The organism is Nodularia chucula CCY0103, from assembly GCF_963923915.1.
Classification (GTDB): Bacteria; Cyanobacteriota; Cyanobacteriia; order Cyanobacteriales; family Nostocaceae; genus Nodularia; species Nodularia chucula.
On record NZ_CAWUOL010000004.1, the window covers coordinates 1 to 18,910 of the forward strand.

Annotated in this window: 30 protein-coding genes and 1 pseudogene; 1 reads left to right on the forward strand and 30 read right to left on the reverse strand. The window is 43.7% G+C overall.

The features are described from left to right. Positions 1-49: 49 nt before the first annotated feature. From ACM0OP_RS02255 to ACM0OP_RS02265, 3 genes and pseudogenes are all read right to left on the reverse strand, one after another. Positions 50-2,096: pseudogene (locus ACM0OP_RS02255) on the reverse strand (DNA methyltransferase); the annotation flags it as partial. Positions 2,097-2,192: 96 nt separating this feature from the next. Continuing rightward, on the reverse strand, positions 2,193-2,648 hold the full coding sequence (locus ACM0OP_RS02260; RefSeq protein WP_414526869.1) for a DUF29 domain-containing protein: 456 nt from the start codon (positions 2,646-2,648) through the stop codon (positions 2,193-2,195). Between the two features lie 76 nt (positions 2,649-2,724). Next, complete coding sequence (locus ACM0OP_RS02265; protein ID WP_414526765.1) at positions 2,725-3,087, reverse strand: helix-turn-helix domain-containing protein; 363 nt, start codon at positions 3,085-3,087, stop codon at positions 2,725-2,727. Between the two features lie 190 nt (positions 3,088-3,277). Here ACM0OP_RS02265 and ACM0OP_RS02270 point away from each other — a divergent pair, with 190 nt between their 5' ends. After that, positions 3,278-3,766, forward strand: coding sequence for a hypothetical protein (locus tag ACM0OP_RS02270; RefSeq protein WP_414526766.1), 489 nt, complete (start codon positions 3,278-3,280; stop codon positions 3,764-3,766). On the opposite strand, the gene prfA is transcribed toward ACM0OP_RS02270, so the two are convergent. The 27 genes from prfA to rpsS form a co-directional block, all read right to left on the reverse strand. Then, positions 3,743-4,840 carry a peptide chain release factor 1 gene (gene prfA / locus ACM0OP_RS02275; RefSeq protein WP_414526767.1) on the reverse strand — a complete coding sequence of 366 codons (1,098 nt, stop codon included), beginning with the start codon at positions 4,838-4,840 and terminating at the stop codon, positions 3,743-3,745. The genes ACM0OP_RS02270 and prfA overlap by 24 nt on opposite strands. 100 nt (positions 4,841-4,940) lie before the next feature. After that, a complete protein-coding gene (rpmE, locus tag ACM0OP_RS02280) occupies positions 4,941-5,177 on the reverse strand; it encodes a 50S ribosomal protein L31 (RefSeq protein WP_414526768.1) in 237 nt (78 codons plus the stop codon). 115 nt (positions 5,178-5,292) lie between these two features. Continuing rightward, positions 5,293-5,709: a 30S ribosomal protein S9 gene (gene rpsI, locus ACM0OP_RS02285; protein ID WP_323215174.1), complete on the reverse strand. Its 417-nt coding sequence runs from the start codon at positions 5,707-5,709 to the stop codon at positions 5,293-5,295. Next, the gene (gene rplM, locus ACM0OP_RS02290; protein WP_414526769.1) at positions 5,709-6,167 is read right to left on the reverse strand and encodes a 50S ribosomal protein L13; all 459 of its coding nucleotides are present in this window, start codon (positions 6,165-6,167) and stop codon (positions 5,709-5,711) included. Before rplM ends, rpsI begins: the two co-directional genes overlap by 1 nt. A gap of 12 nt (positions 6,168-6,179) precedes the next feature. Then, positions 6,180-7,067, reverse strand: coding sequence for a tRNA pseudouridine(38-40) synthase TruA (gene truA / locus ACM0OP_RS02295; protein WP_414526770.1), 888 nt, complete (start codon positions 7,065-7,067; stop codon positions 6,180-6,182). 59 nt (positions 7,068-7,126) lie between these two features. Then, positions 7,127-7,477, reverse strand: a complete 351-nt coding sequence (rplQ, locus tag ACM0OP_RS02300) for a 50S ribosomal protein L17 (RefSeq protein ID WP_414526771.1) — start codon at positions 7,475-7,477, stop codon at positions 7,127-7,129. Positions 7,478-7,498: 21 nt separating this feature from the next. Beyond that, a complete protein-coding gene (locus ACM0OP_RS02305; protein WP_414526772.1) occupies positions 7,499-8,446 on the reverse strand; it encodes a DNA-directed RNA polymerase subunit alpha in 948 nt (315 codons plus the stop codon). A 261-nt stretch (positions 8,447-8,707) separates the two neighbouring features. After that, complete coding sequence (gene rpsK, locus ACM0OP_RS02310) at positions 8,708-9,103, reverse strand: 30S ribosomal protein S11 (RefSeq protein ID WP_006196721.1); 396 nt, start codon at positions 9,101-9,103, stop codon at positions 8,708-8,710. Between the two features lie 54 nt (positions 9,104-9,157). Continuing rightward, a complete protein-coding gene (gene rpsM / locus ACM0OP_RS02315) occupies positions 9,158-9,538 on the reverse strand; it encodes a 30S ribosomal protein S13 (protein ID WP_414526773.1) in 381 nt (126 codons plus the stop codon). A gap of 113 nt (positions 9,539-9,651) precedes the next feature. Beyond that, complete coding sequence (gene rpmJ, locus ACM0OP_RS02320; RefSeq protein ID WP_006196723.1) at positions 9,652-9,765, reverse strand: 50S ribosomal protein L36; 114 nt, start codon at positions 9,763-9,765, stop codon at positions 9,652-9,654. A 114-nt stretch (positions 9,766-9,879) separates the two neighbouring features. Further along, positions 9,880-10,104, reverse strand: coding sequence for a translation initiation factor IF-1 (gene infA / locus ACM0OP_RS02325; RefSeq protein WP_006196724.1), 225 nt, complete (start codon positions 10,102-10,104; stop codon positions 9,880-9,882). 205 nt (positions 10,105-10,309) lie between these two features. After that, positions 10,310-10,864 (reverse strand): adenylate kinase, encoded by a 555-nt coding sequence (locus ACM0OP_RS02330; protein ID WP_414526774.1) that lies wholly within the window; start codon positions 10,862-10,864, stop codon positions 10,310-10,312. Positions 10,865-10,869: 5 nt separating this feature from the next. Further along, positions 10,870-12,183 carry a preprotein translocase subunit SecY gene (secY, locus tag ACM0OP_RS02335; RefSeq protein WP_414526775.1) on the reverse strand — a complete coding sequence of 438 codons (1,314 nt, stop codon included), beginning with the start codon at positions 12,181-12,183 and terminating at the stop codon, positions 10,870-10,872. A 71-nt stretch (positions 12,184-12,254) separates the two neighbouring features. Next, the gene (rplO, locus tag ACM0OP_RS02340) at positions 12,255-12,698 is read right to left on the reverse strand and encodes a 50S ribosomal protein L15 (RefSeq protein WP_323197315.1); all 444 of its coding nucleotides are present in this window, start codon (positions 12,696-12,698) and stop codon (positions 12,255-12,257) included. 83 nt (positions 12,699-12,781) lie between these two features. Next, complete coding sequence (gene rpsE, locus ACM0OP_RS02345) at positions 12,782-13,306, reverse strand: 30S ribosomal protein S5 (protein ID WP_414526776.1); 525 nt, start codon at positions 13,304-13,306, stop codon at positions 12,782-12,784. Positions 13,307-13,472: 166 nt separating this feature from the next. Further along, positions 13,473-13,835: a 50S ribosomal protein L18 gene (rplR, locus tag ACM0OP_RS02350; RefSeq protein ID WP_414526777.1), complete on the reverse strand. Its 363-nt coding sequence runs from the start codon at positions 13,833-13,835 to the stop codon at positions 13,473-13,475. 2 nt (positions 13,836-13,837) lie between these two features. Next, complete coding sequence (gene rplF, locus ACM0OP_RS02355) at positions 13,838-14,386, reverse strand: 50S ribosomal protein L6 (RefSeq protein WP_414526870.1); 549 nt, start codon at positions 14,384-14,386, stop codon at positions 13,838-13,840. Positions 14,387-14,505: 119 nt separating this feature from the next. Next, the gene (gene rpsH, locus ACM0OP_RS02360) at positions 14,506-14,907 is read right to left on the reverse strand and encodes a 30S ribosomal protein S8 (protein WP_414526778.1); all 402 of its coding nucleotides are present in this window, start codon (positions 14,905-14,907) and stop codon (positions 14,506-14,508) included. Positions 14,908-14,927: 20 nt separating this feature from the next. Then, positions 14,928-15,476: a 50S ribosomal protein L5 gene (gene rplE, locus ACM0OP_RS02365; protein WP_414526779.1), complete on the reverse strand. Its 549-nt coding sequence runs from the start codon at positions 15,474-15,476 to the stop codon at positions 14,928-14,930. A 111-nt stretch (positions 15,477-15,587) separates the two neighbouring features. Beyond that, the gene (gene rplX / locus ACM0OP_RS02370) at positions 15,588-15,941 is read right to left on the reverse strand and encodes a 50S ribosomal protein L24 (RefSeq protein ID WP_414526780.1); all 354 of its coding nucleotides are present in this window, start codon (positions 15,939-15,941) and stop codon (positions 15,588-15,590) included. Continuing rightward, positions 15,941-16,309 (reverse strand): 50S ribosomal protein L14, encoded by a 369-nt coding sequence (rplN, locus tag ACM0OP_RS02375; RefSeq protein ID WP_323197309.1) that lies wholly within the window; start codon positions 16,307-16,309, stop codon positions 15,941-15,943. The genes rplX and rplN overlap by 1 nt, the downstream gene beginning before the upstream one ends. Before the next feature lie 41 nt (positions 16,310-16,350). Next, entirely contained in the window at positions 16,351-16,602 is a 252-nt protein-coding gene (gene rpsQ / locus ACM0OP_RS02380; protein ID WP_414526781.1) for a 30S ribosomal protein S17, read from the reverse strand. A 6-nt stretch (positions 16,603-16,608) separates the two neighbouring features. Continuing rightward, complete coding sequence (rpmC, locus tag ACM0OP_RS02385; RefSeq protein ID WP_414526782.1) at positions 16,609-16,836, reverse strand: 50S ribosomal protein L29; 228 nt, start codon at positions 16,834-16,836, stop codon at positions 16,609-16,611. 3 nt (positions 16,837-16,839) lie between these two features. Beyond that, positions 16,840-17,265 carry a 50S ribosomal protein L16 gene (gene rplP / locus ACM0OP_RS02390; RefSeq protein WP_414526783.1) on the reverse strand — a complete coding sequence of 142 codons (426 nt, stop codon included), beginning with the start codon at positions 17,263-17,265 and terminating at the stop codon, positions 16,840-16,842. A 102-nt stretch (positions 17,266-17,367) separates the two neighbouring features. Continuing rightward, the gene (gene rpsC, locus ACM0OP_RS02395) at positions 17,368-18,123 is read right to left on the reverse strand and encodes a 30S ribosomal protein S3 (protein ID WP_414526784.1); all 756 of its coding nucleotides are present in this window, start codon (positions 18,121-18,123) and stop codon (positions 17,368-17,370) included. A 51-nt stretch (positions 18,124-18,174) separates the two neighbouring features. Next, positions 18,175-18,534, reverse strand: a complete 360-nt coding sequence (gene rplV, locus ACM0OP_RS02400) for a 50S ribosomal protein L22 (protein WP_414526785.1) — start codon at positions 18,532-18,534, stop codon at positions 18,175-18,177. A gap of 64 nt (positions 18,535-18,598) precedes the next feature. Then, on the reverse strand, positions 18,599-18,877 hold the full coding sequence (gene rpsS, locus ACM0OP_RS02405) for a 30S ribosomal protein S19 (RefSeq protein ID WP_200989454.1): 279 nt from the start codon (positions 18,875-18,877) through the stop codon (positions 18,599-18,601). Positions 18,878-18,910: the final 33 nt, after the last annotated feature.

Sequence of the window (18,910 nt, forward strand, 5' to 3'; positions counted from 1 at the left end):
TGGTTTGCTAATTGCTGCTACTGTACCTCATAACAGCCGGAAACGCTGTATGTGCAAATGGTAATTTATAATCACTAGCATCCTCAATACTCATATCATTAAAATCAATAATCCATCTTTCAGGCTTTCCATGAGGATTTTTAGCTAAATTCGCACCCATTGAAAAAAGTTTTAGCACTTCTTTATTCTTTGAATCAGCTTTTATCCAGTCATTTACCTGCTGTTCCGTCACTATAAAACCTTCACCTACAGGAATCACGCCCTGAAAACCTTTATTGAGGTTTGCTTTTAATCGCACAGCCTGAGAAACATCAACACTAGATTTTAGTGCAGAATTAATTTGTGCAACTATCTGATTATCTAAAAAGTATTCTTTCGGTTTATCCTTACACCAATTCACAATACTTACATGAACCTTAGCTTCACCAGACCAAGGTTGTGTAGAAATAGCTTCATGAATATAACCATCATTTTGAGTAATATAGTCTAAAGTTGCAACTCTGCTTTTACCTTGACTGATTGAGTTAGTCGCAACTAAACCTACCCTACCTTTTTCATCAATATGTTCGTGGGCTAATCGAAACCAATAAGCACAAAAATCTATAGAATCTTTAACACCAGGAAAATGTTGAAAAACTTTATCTATATATTCATCACCTAAAGCGATTCTAATATGTTTGCCACCTAAAAATGGCGGATTACCAATAATTGCATTAGCCTTTGGCCATTCACTAAATAACGCATCCTGACAAACAATATTCTGATCCAAAGAATCCAAAGGTAACGCCGGCTCAGTTAATTGTAAATTATCAATCGCAATCTTTCGCGCAATCATCAAAGTTACCCGCGCCAATTCCACCGCAAACGGATTCGTATCCATTCCATAAAATTGCAGAGGAGTCACCAAACCCATCAGCATTTGTTTATCTTTTGATTTTCGACGCAGTTGTAACTTCTTTAATAGATCATTTTCAATTCTTTTCAGTTCCTGATAAGCTATATAGAGAAAATTACCAGAACCACAAGCCGGGTCAAGTACGCGATAACTTTGTAATTCTAATTGTAGTTGAGAGAGTTCTTTAATTGAGCCAGCCGCATCAATTCTATCTTCCCAATAACGGCTAATTGTGGGACGAACAATTTTCATAATGTCCGCTTCTGAGGTGTAATGAATACACTTAGCGTGACGCTCTTTTTTATCTACCGTCCCTTCAAACAAATTCCCAAAAATAGCCGGACGTACCTGACTCCAATTCTCCTTAGCTGATACATCCAAAAAATTTAATTCTTCCCTTGTCAACTCAATCGCTTGAATGTGAGAAAATAACCCACCATTGAAATAATCTACACCTTGATAACGTCCGGCTGGCGTTTTTCCTTGCAGATTCATTTCCCGAAATAAACCACCTAAAATATCATAAGAACTCGCCCCAGCCATGCAATCCTGAACACAGGAAATAAACATATCACGGGGTAAAAGTTGCCTATCTTCAGCAAACATCGCCAGCACGCATTGCAAAATAAAGCGCTGCGCTGTCAACTTCTCAATTCCCCGCTTTTCCAGTTCCAGCAGCAACTCACCCATGCGACGCGCCGCCCGTTCTGTCACTTCCACCTGGTTATTACTGAAAATAGGAGTTTTTATTCCCCAACTCCATAAATGCAAATGCTCCCGCCCTTTCTGGCAGTTGCTCCAGGGATATTTTATCTACAGGTGTGTCTAGCTGAATATCAAAGTCAAAAATCCAAAACTCATCAAAATTGCACAGCAAAACATAACGAGGACGGTCTGGTACTAACCGCGTCCAATAGTCAAAAGCCTGGGAATAATGCTTACTCAAATCCTCCCCGCGCTTTTTCATCTCAATCAAAACGCGGGGTTTCCAAACCAAATCAGCAAAACCCGTTTTACCCGTCTTGCTGCTCTTTTTTATCGCTTCCTCATAACTCGCCCCAGCTTCCAGCGCTCCTTCATGCCCAAAAGCCCGAAAAAAGCGGTCTAAAAAGGTTTGCGCTTCCTTCCTTTCCTGTCCCTTGATGTGCTGCTGGCAAAAACTCACAAACTTATTCAGACTTTCAGGTGTCGCTGCTGCCATGTTGAATTGGGAATTGCCCTAAGTACCTTTAGCAATACCCATGTTATATATTAATCAAGACTAATGGGGAAAAATATTTTAATTACGAACTACGAATTACTCCCAGTCCTGACGAGTATCACAAAGAAAATTCTCTGCAATCACATCATCAAATAAATATAGACAACGCTCTGGAAAAGTGCGTAACGGTAAGTTAGTCTCTCTGAGTGCTAAATCAACTCCTGCTTCAAAACCATCTAACAAGGCTGCTTCTATGCGAGACTTTAAGCTGGGGTTCTGTCGCAGATGCCGATGGATGGCGCGACGCTGTTCTCGAATTGTTAAAAACCAACTCCGAGAGCGTTCTTCTGGTTGATACTCCCACTTCAACAGATGACCGATTAACACACTCAAACGACTGACTAATTCCCGATACTCCTGTCGTCCCAAAGCTTGAATTTCCTCTCGCAGATTTTGCCAGTCTAATTCTAGGACTAGCTTCTGCTCCAAAGCTTTAGCCTGCTGCTGTGTCCATCCGTAGAAGTCTTGGTCATACAAACAAGGTTCATCCATATCCATAAAGTTGAATTTTAGCAATTCAAAAATACTAACAATTGCTCATATTCTCTTCTGGCTACTCGGCTGCAAATTAACTAGCCTTCGCCTCATCCTCGGATGTTTCAGCCACAGTTGCTAATCTATCCGCCGCAGCGCGCACAATCTCAGCCACTTGACTGAGAGGCATATACTTGATTTGTCTCAAAATCAAATTTAAATCAGAAATTTCTTGGATTGGCTCGCCATTTAAGCAGGTGATTAACTCTTGTAGCGTATAGCCTGCTCTGGCTGCTATCTTCACCAAATAGTCGGTATCTGGCACATTGGCACCTTTTTCCCACAACTGAACAGCAGTAGCAGAAACTCCTAACAGTTTGCCAAAGGCTCGTTGACTCATGGAACCACGAGCTAATTTGATGATTTCTACCAGTTTTTCTTTGCTTTCAATCTTCACTGCTTATATAGCTAGCCAACTGTGTTTACAAGTTTAGTAAGCAATTATTAAAAACTTACTTTTATGTTGACAAGATTTCTTGTTGCTGGTATCTTAAGATAATTACAAGGTATCAATTCTAATTTTAACCTAAAAATAAGTACGCAACTGGACTTTTCAGCGTTGCTGCCAATCAAATCAAGGGTGCATCATGTTCCGCCGTCTACCTAAAGTTCAAAAATATCGCCGTCAAGGTCGAAACCTCATTGCCTCTAATAAGATTAAACCAGATCAATGGGACATTTCAGACGCAGAAGTTGAAGAAGCTCTGAAAGTTAAAGGCTACCAAGTTAAGAAAATTAAAAAAATTCGCTGTCTCAAGCATCAGGTGTGTATTTCCTACTGGGATGCAAAAGATAACGTGTGCAGTAGCTTTTTCAGCTATCGAATTTTTGCGCGTTGGCAAACAGAGGTTGAAAAGTTAATTGATTGCTGTAACACTCTTCTGGAATGGAAGAGGTTAAATCACATCATGCAGTACGAATTTAGATATTATGATTATCTGCATGAAATGGAAAAGGTACTAAGTATAGCATTAGAAAACCGCCTGTGTGTACTAAATGCGACAAAACAAGTAGCGGTTTTCTATGATGTTGAAGATGTTGAACAAGAAAATTTAGTTAGAAGTAGAAGTTGCTAATTCTGCTAGACGTTCCTGCTGGTCTTGAGAAATACAAGATTGAATCACCGTCTCTAAGTCGCCTTCTAAGACAGGATTAAGAGAGTAATTCTGTCCTAGTCGGTGGTCGGTAACGCGGTTGTCTTTATAGTTGTAAGTCCGGATTTTTTCTGATCGTGATCCTGTACCAACTTGCGATCGCCTCATCGAAGTGACAGCATCTTGTTGTTCGCTTAATTTGATTTCGTACAGTTTCGCCCGCAGAATTTGCATCGCCCGTTCTTTGTTCTGTAACTGGCTACGTTCTTCTGTACAGAAAATGCGGATACCAGTGGGTTTGTGGAACAAGTCAGCAGCCGTTTCCACTTTGTTGACGTTTTGTCCACCAGCACCACCAGAACGAGCTGTACTCATTTCAATATCCTTGGGGTCAATGTGAATTTCCACATCGTCCACTTCTGGCATAATTGCGACTGTAGCTGTGGATGTATGAACTCTTCCCCCGGCTTCCGTTGCTGGTACACGCTGTACCCGATGTACTCCGGCTTCAAATTTCAACTGGCTATATACACTGTCACCTTGAATTTCCAGGATTACTTCTTTAAATCCACCCATTTCACCGGTTGACTCACTTACTAGCTTGACTTTCCAATGCTGAAGTTCAGCATAGCGAGAGTACATCCGCAGTAAATCTCCAGCCCAAATACTCGCTTCATCACCGCCAGTCCCAGCGCGAATTTCCAACATGATGTTTTTATCATCATTGGGATCACGAGGTAACAGCAACACCTTTAAACGAGCTTCTAAATTTTCTAGTTTTTCTTCTAATTCAGCAACTTCCAAAGCTGCCATTTCGTGCAACTCTGGATCAGCGTTAGCTTCTTTGTATACCTGACGCGCCCCTGCTAATTCCTCTGTAGCAATCTTCCAAGTTTCGTAGGTATTAACTACCTCTTCCAAAGATGAGCGAGACTTGGCGATTTTTTGATACTCATCAGGATTGCTAGCAGTATCAGGATCAGCAAGACGACGAGTTAATTCATGAAAGGTTTGTTCAACAGATTTGAGTTTATCTAGTAAGTATGATTCAGCCATGACGAATGCGATCGCTCCTTAAAAATAACAACTTGGCTCGCCCAAAAATGACAATCGACCCAGCAGGTGCAGGGTCGTCGTTAACAGCAGAGCCAAACCGCTACTTCTCTTGAGTTTCTTCGGCTTGAGTGCTGCTCATACCATATTTACGCAAGAAGCGTTCAACTCGACCCTCAGTGTCAATTAGCTTCTGAGTACCAGTATAAAAGGGGTGGTTTCCAGACCAAACATCTACGTGTAATTCTGGCTTAGTAGAGCCAATGGTCATAACAACTTGACCGTTACAGTAAACTTTAGCTTCTGGATACCATTGGGGATGAATATCGGGTTTAGCCATGATTTTCGTCGTGAATCTATATCAATGATAACTTTTTGGATGGATTGGGGAGTTTCAGATTTTGGATGAGACTGCTATCTAAAATCCAAAACCCAAAATTGATAGCCCAATATCCTTAACGTTTGGAGTATTGAGGAGCTTTGCGGGCTTTGTGCAAACCATATTTTTTCCGTTCTTTGGCACGAGGATCACGGGTTAAGTAGCCCTCGGTTTTCAAAGGTGGACGGTTATCTGGGTCGAGTTGACACAGGGCGCGAGCTACTCCTAAACGGATAGAATCAGCTTGTCCTGTCAAGCCGCCGCCTTCTGCTTTGACTAAAATGTCATATTCGTTTTCTAGTCCCAGAGTTTCTAGAGGGTTTCTAATAACTCCCAGGTAATTGGCATTGAATTGAAAATACAATTCTCCATCTTTCCCATTGACAGTCAATTTACCTTCACCGGGAACCAATCTTACCCTTGCGACTGCGGACTTGCGACGACCAGTACCCCAGTACACGGCGCGACCGCTATTGCTTTCTGCTACTACCATTAATTTTCTGCTCCTGGAATTGTATTAATGTTTAGTTCTTTCGGTTTTTGGGCTTCATGGGGATGAGTCGGCCCTGCATAAACTTTGAGTTTGGTAAATAACTGCTTACCCAGACTATTTTTAGGTAGCATTCCTTTGACGGCGTGTTCTAATATCCGTTCTGGTAGGCGCTGTTGTAGTTTGGCAAAGGTTTCTGTCTTCATTCCACCGGGACGGCCAGAATGGCGACGGTAAAGTTTTTGACTACGTTTTTTACCTGTAACTGCCACCTTTTCGGCATTGATGACAATTACAAAGTCACCTGTGTCCATGTGGGGGGTAAATTCAGCTTTCTTTTTGCCTCTGAGAATCATGGCGATTTCAGTAGCCAAGCGGCCAAGGCGTTTATCTGTAGCATCTACTACGTACCACTCACGCTCAAGAGTTGCTTGAGGAGGTAGGTATGTTTTTGTTGTCATGAGAGTTTTGTTTTACAAGGGTGGTGTGTAATTGAGATCAAGGTTATCTAGTGGAGGATATTCCTCTGGAGTTTGTGTGGGAAAGACCAATTTCGGTAGGGTTTCGTACCAAATCTCTGGAGTAAAGGGAAAATCTGGATAGCCTACTCTTAATAAACACAAACCCTGGGGAGGGGCGGCGTGTTTGACTTTTTCCCGATGTTCTAATTGCCAGAGTTCTGTAAAACTAGTAAGTGTCAGCTTACCGGAGCCGACTTGTGCCAGCATCCCTACTAATAGTCTTACCATCCCATACAAAAATCCATTTGCTTGAATTTCAATATGAAGAAACGGCCCACTACGATGACATTCTGCTGCTTGCACCTCTACCCAAGAATGCGATCGCTTGGAACCTGCACGGTGAAATGCTGCCAAATGATGCTTTCCCATTAATGGTTGGAGAGCCGCTTGGATTAGGCATTCATCCAGGGGTGCATAATAATAATGCCAACTGAAGGGTTGAACGAACAAGTTCGGTCTAGCTTCAGTGTATATCGTGTAGCGGTATCGGCGATAGGCCGCACTAAAACGGGCGTGCCAATGATCATCAACACTAGCTGAAGCTCTGACTAGGATATCTGGAGGCAAATAGCTGTTAAGAATTGATGCCCACTTGTGGGGTGGGATGAATCCTGTAGCTTCAAAGTGTGCTACTTGAGCAGCTGCATGAACTCCAGAATCAGTTCTGCCAGCACCATGTAGAGTGACATGATAACCGAGAACGGTAGCGATCGCCGTCTCAACTTCTTCTTGAACCGTGCGATGCTGCTTTTGTCTTTGCCAGCCGCGAAAATGAGTCCCCAAGTATTGTATTACCAGGGCGACTCGATGAGTTTCGGTAGGCTGGGGACTTTCTAACATACGGATTTTGTCTGTTGGTAATTGTCATTGCCATCAACTAATGATCAATGACTAATGACCTAAACTAGTTCGATGATTGCCATTTTCGCCTGATCTCCCCGACGGGGAACAGTATGCAAAATGCGGGTATAACCGCCATTCCGATTACCATACCGAGTGGGAGCTTGCTCAAATAAGGCGTGAACTAATTGCTTATCATAGATATAACCCAGAGCTTCCCGACGAGCTGCTAAAGAGCCGTTTTTAGCTAAGGTAATCATTTTATCCACTTCACTGCGGACAACTTTAGCTCTAATTAAAGTTGTAGTGATCCGACCATGACGGATGATCTCTGTGGTCAACGCTCGTAACAGAGCGCGACGTTGGTCAGCTGGTTTACTGAGTTTTTTAACTCGACAACGGTGACGCATAATAAGTAAAAGTTTGTTGCTCTATGTGTGTTTAGTGCCTCTTTCTTGGGGCAGAGTAATACCTAAGCGGCGCTGTAAGGCTTCGACAACCTCTTCTGCTGACTTCTGACCAAAGTTTTTAATTTCTAACAAGTCTTCTTGAGTGAAATCTAATAAATCGGCTACAGAGTTAACTTGTGCGCGTTTGAGACAGTTATAAGCCCGGACAGAAAGTTGTAACTCTTCAATCGGAATTTGGGCGGTGGGATCGTCTGGGACTTCCGCGCCTGTTTCCGTTGGTTCCAGTGAAATATCTTTCAATGGATTGAATAGCTCTACCAGGATACCAGCTGCTGATGATAGAGCTTCTTGGGGGGAAATACTCCCATTTGTCCAAACTTCTAACAGCAGTCTGTCTTTGGTAATTGAGGTTTCCCCACGAGCTTCTTCCACACTGTAGTTAACTTTTCTGACAGGCATAAATACCGAGTCAATTTGCAGAAAGTCCAAGGAAGTAGCTTCTTCCCGGCCTCTCTCTACTGTGCGATAACCTTTGCCTTTCTCAATCCGAAATTCCATTTCCAGCTTGCCACCCTCAGCTAGGGTAGCAACATACTGGGTTTGGTCTATAACTTCTACTTCACTGGGTAAATCGAAATGAGCCACAGTAACTGTTGCTGGTCCATTCACAAGTAATCTCCCAATCTGGGGTTGAGAAGAGTGGCTTCTGAGGATGACTTCCTTCATTTTCATGAGGATTTCCAACACGTCTTCTCGCACACCCGGAACTGTAGCAAACTCGTGACTGACACCAGCAATTCTCACTGCTGTAACGGCTGTTCCCTCTAGATTCGACAGTAAAACCCGCCGCAGCGCGTTGCCAACTGTTGTTCCTTGACCACGCTCTAGAGGCTCCAGCACAAATTTACTATAATGGCTCCGACTTTCCTCAGTATTAGACTCTACACATTCAATTTGAAACTGCGCCACGGATTAGCCTCCCTTCTTTAAGGTGCTGCTAGCAGGCAAATCAATTGCCTCCCCAATTTACTTTTTTTCCCTAGTTTTCACTAGGTAGATTTAACTGCTTTTTATAGCAGTCTGGTTTGATCACCCTTTTCAGGAGAAATCATTATTTATTTGGATTTTTTCTGAAGTTTAGCAGCCCTCCCTACTGGAAGAGCTGACGTGCTTCTCTTTGCTCAAGCCATGAGCAATAGTGTGTATACCCAGCTAATCAACAGGTTGTGTTTAAACTCGGCGGCGTTTGGGTGGACGGCAACCATTGTGAGGAATCGGGGTGATGTCCCGAATCAATGTAATTTCCAGACCTGCTCCTTGAATTGCCCGAATTGCGGTTTCTCTACCTGCTCCGGGGCCACTTACCATGACTTCAATTTGGCGCATCCCTTGATCCATTGCCCGACGAGCTGCACTTTCAGCTGCGGTTTGTGCTGCAAAGGGAGTTCCCTTTTTGGCTCCCTTAAAACCACTAGAGCCAGCGCTAGCCCAGGAGATCACATCGCCATTTTGGTCGGTAATGGTGACAATGCTATTGTTGAAAGTAGACTGGATGTAGGCCATACCGTTCGGTACGTTGCGCTTCTGCTTTTTGCTCCCGCCTTTTTTAGTTGGTTGTCTTGCCATATTTCTTTAGTTAATCTCAGGTAAAACTTGCTGGTCAGAGCAAGTGTTGATAGTTTATTTGCCTGGAGCTTTCTTCTTACCAGCCACTGTCTGCCTTCTCCCGCGACGGGTTCTAGCATTGGTGCGAGTTCTTTGACCTCTAACTGGTAAGCCCATGCGATGACGACGACCTCGGTAGCAGCCGATATCAACCAAGCGTTTGATACTCATGGCTTCTAAACGCCGTAAGTCACCTTCAACTTGATAGTTGGCTTCGATTTCGCCCCTTAAGGCTGCTACGTCAGCATCACTTAAGTCTTTAACGCGGGTATCTGGGTTTACACCTGTAGCGGCTAAAATTTCCAGAGACCTTGTTAAGCCAATTCCGTAAATATAAGTCAGACCAATTTCAACGCGCTTATCGCGTGGTAGGTCTACTCCGGAAATACGTGCCACAATTAATTTCTCCCTATGGTTATCGCAGTTACTATGACAAAGGCAAGTAATTATGCCTTTGTAGCCTTTAATGGTGGTTAATCTGTGTTTTCACTCTTTGATGTGTGAGAGTGTTAGCCTTGACGTTGTTTGTGTTTGGGATTTACGCAAATCACCATAACGCGACCGCGACGGCGGATCACGTTACATTTTTCACACATTTTCTTAACTGAGGCTCGAACTTTCATGCCTTTTCTAATTGACTCCAAATAGTAAATTATAGCATTTTTAGGGAAATTAATTCAGTTAAATTTTGGGTAGAACCCAAAAAAATGGTTTTATGGTAAGATTTCGGGATATAACTATTTTTTCCGCAGTCTATAGGTGATTCTGCCTTTGGAAAGGTCGTAGGGAGTTAACTCAACTTTGACGCGATCGCCAGGTAAAATCTTGATGTAATTACGGCGAATCTTACCAGAAATGTGTGCCAAGACATTAAATCCGTTGTCCAAATCAACGCGAAACATCGCATTGGGCAAGGATTCAGTGACAGTGCCTTCCATTTCGATCAAATCTTGCTTAGACAATTTGTTTTTTCCTCAATTCAACAATCTCCTATTTATCCAGTTGCAGGAATTTATCTGCAAAAGAACATATTTTGAAAAATATATCAACAGTTTATTAATATATCTTAGCTAAAAGTTGTTAACATCTGACCTTCATGGGGGAGAGACGCGATTAATCGCGTCTTTATTCAGGAGTTAATGGTGATTTTGACTCCCTCTACTTAGCTTATGAAGTAATAATGTGTCGTAAATCGTGAGTGACTTCTTCTTGGGAGCGATCGCCATTGACTGTCAGCAAGTTCTGGCGATCGCGGTAATAATCGATCAATGGTGCAGTATCAGAACGGTAAACTTCTAGACGATGACGAATTACCTCTTCGGTATCATCTTTGCGTCCTCTATCAAGCAAACGCGCTACTACAACATCATCTGGAGCATCCAGATTAATTGCTCTCTCGCCACCCTGATTAATTTCAGCCAGCAATTTTTCCAAAAAAACTGCTTGTGTGACTTTGCGAGGAAAACCATCCAGAATCCAACCAGATTTTACATCCGGTTGATTTAGGCGTTCTTCTACTAAGTCCTGTACTAACTGGTCCGGGACTAGATCTCCGCTATTGACATAACTTTGAGCCTTAATTCCCAAAGAAGTTTGGTCTTTCATGGCTTGCCTTAATATTTCACCTGTAGAAATATGAGGGATATTCAAGTTTTCAGCCAAAATTTGAGATTGAGTCCCTTTACCAGATCCAGGTGGCCCCAAGAAAATTAATCGAGTCACTGACACTATTGTTTCACCATTCCTTCATAACGCTGAGAGATCACATAAGTTTGGACTTGTTTAGCCGTATCAATTGCCACACCAACCAAGATTAGTAAAGAAGTAGCACCTAATCCTCTAAAGGTTGGTACTCCTAAAGCACTTTCTACAGCAGTGGGGATAATAGCCACAAATCCCAAAAATATCGCCCCTAAAAAGGTTAATCGATTAATGACCCGCTCAAGATACTCACTGGTAGCTTTTCCGGGACGAATACCAGGAATACTAGATCCCATTTTCTTCAGATTCTGCGCCATATCAACTGGGTTAACAGTCAACGAAGAGTAGAAGTAACTAAAGAAAACAATTGAGACTAAGTAAACAAGGGCGTAAACCCAAGCCCCAGAACCCCCAGGACTGAGATAAGTATTGACAATGTTCGCTATGTCAGTATTTTTAGTGAAATTGGCAATCAATAATGGCAAACTCAAAATTGCCGCCGCAAAAATAATCGGCATTACCCCCCCGGAATTGAGCCGCAAGGGTAAATAGCTCCGTTGTTCTGCCAATACTCTGCGACCTACTTGGCGACGAGCCGAAATAATTGGGATACGACGGATGCCTTCTTGAACAAAGACAATACCCACAATTGTTGCTAGGAAGACCAATATTAGAACTATGACCCGACCAACAATTTCTCTACCACCAACTTGTACTAAGTCAATGGTGTCGCCTAAAGCTTTAGGCAACGAAGCTACAATATTGACAAAAATCAACAATGATGCTCCATTACCAAGTCCTCTTTCGGTAATTAGTTCTGATGCCCACATGACAAACATAGAACCAGCAGTCAAAGCGATCGCAGTTTCCGCGACAAATGCTATACCTGGAGTTAAAGCAAATTGGTTGAGGAAGATTGCCGAAAAAGCCACACTTTGAATAGTCGCCCACACTACAGTTACGTAGCGTGTAATTTGGGAAATCTTCCGCCGACCCGCTTCACCTTCATTTTTCTGTAAATTTTCTAAAGATGGAATTGCCGCAGTCAGTAATTGGATAATAATGGACGCATTAATAAAGGGCAAAATCCCCAAGGCAAAAATTCCCAAAGTGGAAAGTCCGCGCCCGGAAAATATATCCAATAAACCAAAGACAGCATTATTACCTGCTATTGCTTCGGCGAATTTGGGTCTATCAAGGCCTGGTACTGGTAAAAAGATACCTAGACGAACCAAAATTAAAATACCGATGGTGACAAGCAGCCTACCTCTCAGTCCAGCTGCTTGCGCCATCTGCATAAAAGTTTCTTGAGCCGTTGGGGCTTTTTCTCGACTGATCATAGAATGCTACCTCTATAGTGAACCAGGTGATGGCAGCTATGAGAAATCGCAAGCGGGCTGTTCTGGCTCACTTATAAGACTTCGCAACTACCACCAGCTGCCTCAATTTTGCTACGCGCTTGTCCTGTAAAAGCTGCTGCTTGTACCTTTAAGGATACATTCAATTCACCGTTGCCCAAAATTTTCAATGGACCTTTAGCAGCAGTGAGGATTCCCGCCTCTCTCAGGGAGGTTAATGTGACTTCTGTATTAGCGGGAAGGGAAGCTAGTTTCTCTACATTAATCGTAGTGTAAATTTTCCGATTCACCACCGGAAAGCCCTTAAGCTTGGGTACTCGGCGGTACAAAGGTTGTTGACCACCTTCAAAACCAGGTCTGGTACCGCTACCAGAACGAGATTTTTGACCTCTCATACCTAGACCAGCACTAGCACCTTGACCAGCCGAAATACCTCTAGCTACTCGGCGGCGGCGTTTCTTTGAACCTTTTTGGGGTTTAACATCGTTGAGTCTCATGATGCAATTAGTAATTGTTTACACGTTCACTATTGAATGTTTACTGTTGACTGTTTACTAACAACCGTTAATGGCCAACCATTCTAAATGTAGAGTTTTTCAATAGGAATACCCCGATCTTCTGCCACTTCCGAAAGAGTACGTAGTGTAGATAAAGCATTCACTGCGGCTCTAGCATTGTTGAGTGGATTGTTGGAACCAAGTTGCTTGGCCAAAATGTTACGAACTCCTGCCAATTCCAGCACAGTCCGAACAGCACCACCAGCAATTACCCCAGTACCTGGTGAAGCCGGGCGCATCATGACTTTAGCACCGCCACCAACACCATCAATAGGATGGGGAATGGAGTTGGATTTAGTCATAGGAATATCGATCAGATGTTTTTTGCCATCGGCTACGCCTTTTTTAACGGCACCAATTACATCTGAGGCTTTACCTACTCCAACACCCACTTGACCACGTTCATTACCAACTACCACAATTGCTCGGAAGCTAAGTTTTTTACCTCCCTTAACAACTTTGCTCACGCGTCGGATTTGAATGACTCGCTCTTGCCAGGTAGTTTCTTCTTTTTTTGTGCGGTTCGCTTTACGACGACCAGTTGCCATAATCTAATGCTCTCTATTAGTCAGTTGTCTTTTGTCCTTTGTTCAGTTGTCTTTCGCCCTTAGCCAATGACTAATGACCAATGATTTACCGTGAGGATAGCTGCGCTTAAAGCGTAGAGTCTCTCGTAGCCGAGGAGAGTAGCCAAAGGGCTAATGACTAATGACTTTAGAAATCTAAACCAGCTTCACGAGCTGCATCAGCTAAGGCTTTGACACGACCATGATATAAGTTACCACCGCGATCGAAGACTACTTTGGTGATTCCTTTTTCTAACAATCGCACTGCTAAGAGTTTACCTACTTGAGCCGAGGCATCACAGGTAGCACCTTTAGCTAAGTTAGATTTCAATTCTGGTTCCACAGTGGAGGCTGCTACTAAAGTTTGATGATGTGTATCATCAATTACTTGGGCGTAAATATGTTCGTTGGAACGAAATACGGCTAAACGGGGACGTTCTGGAGAGCCTTTGACTTTACCGCGAACGCGCCGATGGCGGCGTTGTTTTGATTCTTTACGAGTAAGTTTCATTGTTACTTCTTACCACTCTTACCGGTCTTACCAGCTTTGCGTCTGACGGCTTCACCGGCATAACGTATACCTTTACCTTTGTAGGGTTCTGGGGGACGCACAGCGCGAATCTTCGCAGCTGTGTTACCTACGATTTCTTTGTCATAACCACTAACGATGACGTTAGTATTATTTTCTACAGCAAACTGAACCCCGTCTGGTGGAACAATATGCACTTGATGGCTGTAACCAATATTCAAAACTAGGTTACGACCTTGAAGTTGTGCGCGATAACCAACACCTTGAATTTCCAACCGACGTTGAAAGCCTTGGGATACGCCCTCAACCATGTTGGCGACCAAGGTACGGCTTAGACCGTGCATTTGCTTAGAGACACGGGTCTCATCACGACGGGTTACGTTTAATATTTCCCCTTCTTGGGAGACAATTACATTAGTAGACAAAGTTCTAGAAAGTTCTCCTTTAGGGCCTTTGACTAAAACTTTGCTCCCATCAATTGTCACTTCCACCTTGGCGGGAATAGTAATTGGTCGTTTACCAATACGAGACATGATTTTTTGTCCTTTATCTTCAGTCCTGATCGCTAAGGATTTACCATGAGCGTAGCCGTAAAGCACTGACGGGCATAGCTGCGCTTAGAGCGTAGCGTCTCGCAGAGAAGGGCTAATGACTACCAAACATAGCAAAGTACTTCGCCACCCAAGCTTTGACGACGGGCTTCCCGGTCTGTCATGATGCCACTGGATGTAGAAATAATGGCAATGCCGATACCACCTAGTACCCTTGGTAATTCTTTTCTGTTGGAATAAACGCGCAAGCCTGGTTTACTCACTCGCTTCAAAGCGGTGATTAAAGGCTGACGATTTCTACCCTTATATTTGAGGGAAATCACCAAATTACGCTTAATTCCTTCTCCTGCTTCTGCAACTTCAGCAACAAAGCCTTCCTCTTGTAGTACTTTGGCAATACTACGAGTCATTTTTGTGGCTGGCACTTGTGTAGTTTGATGCCTTGCCAGGTTGGCATTGCGGATGCGCGTCAGCATATCTGCAACTGTATCGTTAGCCGCCATCGTTCCCTCTTTAGATGAACTTATTGATCGCGAAAGGGCATTCCCATTTCTTTTAGTAAGGCACGACCCTCTTCGTCGTTTTTCGCTGTTGTGATGATGGAAATATCCATACCACGGATTTGATCGATACTGTCGTACTCGACTTCTGGAAAAATTAGCTGTTCTCTGACACCCAGAGTATAGTTACCTCGACCGTCAAAACTTTTAGGACTAATGCCACGAAAGTCTCTAATTCGGGGTAGTGATAAGCTAATTAGTCTGTCTAGAAAAGCGTACATCCGTTCGCTTCTGAGGGTTACCATAATACCAACTGGCATACCCTGACGAATTTTAAAGCCTGCGATCGCTTTTTTCGCCCGCGTCACTACTGGTTTTTGTCCAGTAATCAGCGCAATTTCATTTAAAGACGCTTCCAGCGACTTAGCATTTTGAGCTGCTTCGCCTAAACCTCGATTAATAGTAATTTTCACTAACTTCGGTACTTGATGAACGTTAGTGTACTCAAACTGATTAATCAGTTTAGGGACGATGGTCTCCTGGTATAAACTTTTGAGTCTGGTTGTCGCCATAGTTATTTGTCCTTATCCCTGGGCTTTGTCAGGGGAGCTTTTGCAATGCTGAGTATTGTGTGCCAAGTTCTTAGTTAATAAGCTAGAGTAGCACGTCTGCCGGTTGTTTCCTTAGTTATCGAGGATTTCACCGGTTTTTTTCAGCTTTCTCACTTTTTTCCCTTCTGCGGTGAAGGTGTAGCAAACACGACTAGTGACGTTTTGCTTGGTGGAGTAGAGCATCACGTTGGAACTATGGATAGGAAATTCCTGGGTGACTATCTGCCCTGATTCCCCTTCTTGCTGGGGTTTTACGTGTTTAGTCTTCATGTTGACACCTTTGACAACGATTTTACTCAGTTGGGGTAGTGCTTTGACTACTTCGCCAACTTTGCCTTTGTCTTTACCTGCAATTACTTGCACGGTGTCACCAGTTTTGACGTGCATCTTATGAAATACTTTGGGCTTTTCCTTGCGGTTTGCCATTACAGCACCTCCGGAGCCAGAGAAACAATTTTGGTGAAGCTCTTATCGCGTAATTCCCGCGCTACTGGGCCAAAAACCCGTGTACCTCTGGGATTACCGTCTTTGTTGATGATTACGGCGGCGTTATCATCAAAACGAATAGTCATGCCACTATCCCGGCGAATATTATGACGGGTACGGACAATTACTGCTTCGATTACATCAGATTTTTTGACAGCCATGTTAGGAATGGCATCTTTGACAACGGCGATAATTTTGTCGCCGATGAAACCATAACGTCTGTTGCCGCCACCTAAAACACGGATGCACATAATTTTTTTGGCACCGCTATTGTCTGCGACAGTAAGGTAAGTCTGGGGTTGAATCACAATTTATCTCCCTTTTGGAGTTCTTAATCATGTAACAAGGGTTACACTGTAGCCTTAGTATTCAAGATGTCTTTGACTTGCCAGCGTTTGGTTTTACTCAAAGGTCTAGTTTCTTGAATCCGCACGCGATCGCCAACTTTGCATTTGCTGTCTTCGTCGTGAACCTTATAACGCCGGGTTTGAACTACAATTTTGCCGTACTTAGGATGGGGAGCGCGGTTTTCTACAGCAACTACCACCGTTTTTTGCATTTTGTCGCTCACTACCAAGCCGACTCGTTCTTTGATTGCCATAAGCTCCTATTGTTGTTCTGTAGTCGATTGACTTGCTGCCCGTTTGCGCTCAGTCTCGACAGTCAGCAACTGGGCGAGGCGGTGTTTGGCGTGTCGGAACTGATGAGGTTTGTCTAATTGTCTCGTAGCTTTTTGTAAACGCAACGTAAACAATTGTTTTTTTACGGTGACTATTTCCTCAGCCAATTTATCGTCACTTAATTCTCTAGCTTCTGAAATCTTGGGAAGAGGCATAACCTACTCCTGCTCCTGTGGTTGAGAACGCACAATAAATTTAGTTTTAATTGGCAACTTGTTAGCAGCCAAACGCATAGCTTCACGAGCGATTTCTTCGGAAACGCCAGCGATTTCAAACATAATGCGTCCTGGCTTAACTACAGCCACCCAAAACTCTGGAGAACCTTTACCTGAACCCATCCGGGTTTCAGCCGGACGCATGGTTATAGGTTTATCTGGGAAAATCCGAATCCATATTTGGCCACCCCGGCGGATATAACGGGTCATTGCTCGACGAGAAGCCTCAATTTGCCGGGCAGTAATCCAAGATGGTTCTTGAGCTTGGAGGGCAAAATCACCAAAATCAATGTTGCAGCCACGGGTAGCTAGGCCTTGCATCCGTCCGCGCTGTTGTTTGCGGAATTTAGTTCTTCTAGGACTTAACATGACTAGGTACTAGGGATTAGGTACTGGGGATTATGGATCGGGTATTAGGGATCGGGTATTAGGAAAATTATTTTCCACTCACCAATCCCCAGCCTGACCCATTTATCCTTCATTAGATCGGTCTTCAAATTGCTGACGACGGCGTTGTTGCTGACGGCGACGAGGCTCGCGCTCCCTGGTGCTTGGAGGGGCTGGAGTTTCTTCCTGTCCGGGGATAATTTCTCCCTTGAACACCCATACTTTGATGCCGAGAATCCCGTAAATTGTTTTGGCTGTGCAGTAAGCGTAGTCAATATCAGCCCTTAAGGTATGTAGAGGTACTCTACCTTCACGAGTCCACTCTGTACGGGCGATTTCTGCACCGTTAAGCCGACCACTGACCTGAATTTTAATACCTTGGACACCAGCACGTTGAGCGCGCTGAATTGCTTGTCTTACTACCCGCCGAAAGGAAACCCGTCTCTCCAATTGTTGAGCAATATATTCGCCAATCAGGGAGGCATCAGCATCAACTTTTTGGACTTCGACTACGTTAATGCGAATTTGTCGATTGCTACCCAGGAGTTCTTGTAGTCCGAGACGCAGTGATTCAATTCCTTGTCCACCACGACCCACAACTACACCAGGTCTAGCTGTGCGTACTTCTAAGTCGATTTGGTCGGCTTTGCGCTCAATCCTGACTTCGGAAATGCCGGCGTTGTTCTGAGCAAGTCTACCCAGCTTTTGTTCTATGTATTTCCGAAGTTTGTGGTCTTCTTGTAAAAGTTCTGGATAGCGCTCAGGAACTGCAAACCAACGGGATTGATGCTCACGTGTGATACCCAGGCGAAAGCCAACTGGATGAATTTTCTGTCCCACAAATGCTTCCTCTAAAATTTCTTACTTTACGCAATTTTTCGTGTCTGACAATTATTTAGCCGCAGCATCAGCAGCTACAGCCACAGTGATATGACACGTCGGCTTGCGGATTTGGTAAGCTCGCCCCTGCGCCCTGGGTTGAAACCGTTTTAGGACTGGTCCTTGGTTGGCATAGGCCTGAGTAATCACCAGTTGTGTCCTGTCTAAACCAGCATTATGCTCGGCATTAGCGGCGGCACTTCTGAGAAGTTTCAATATTGGTTCACAGGCTCGATAGGGCATGAATTCCAATATGATTAGTGCTTCTCGGTAAGAACGCCCCCGAATTTGGTCGAGGACACGGCGCACTTTGTAGGGAGAGATGCGGATATAACGAGCGATCGCCTTAACTTCAGTAGTATCAATAGCCATAATTTTCTCCTTTAGTCATTAGTCATTGATCATTAGTCTTTAGCTGATGACTAATGACTAATAACTATCTCCCTGCTTTTTTATCACTCTTCCCATGACCTCTGTAGGTACGGGTGGGGGCAAACTCTCCCAGTTTATGGCCTACCATTTGCTCGTTCACAAAAACTGGAACGTGTTGTCGTCCATTGTGAACAGCTATAGTATGACCTATCATTAAGGGCAAAATTGTTGAGGCTCTCGACCAAGTTTTGATAACTTGTTTTTCGTTTTTAGCGTTCAGTTTTTCAATTTTACTGAGTAAGTGGTCGGCCACAAAGGGACCTTTTTTTAGAGAACGACCCATAATTCAATTTTGGATTTTGGATTTGAGATTTGG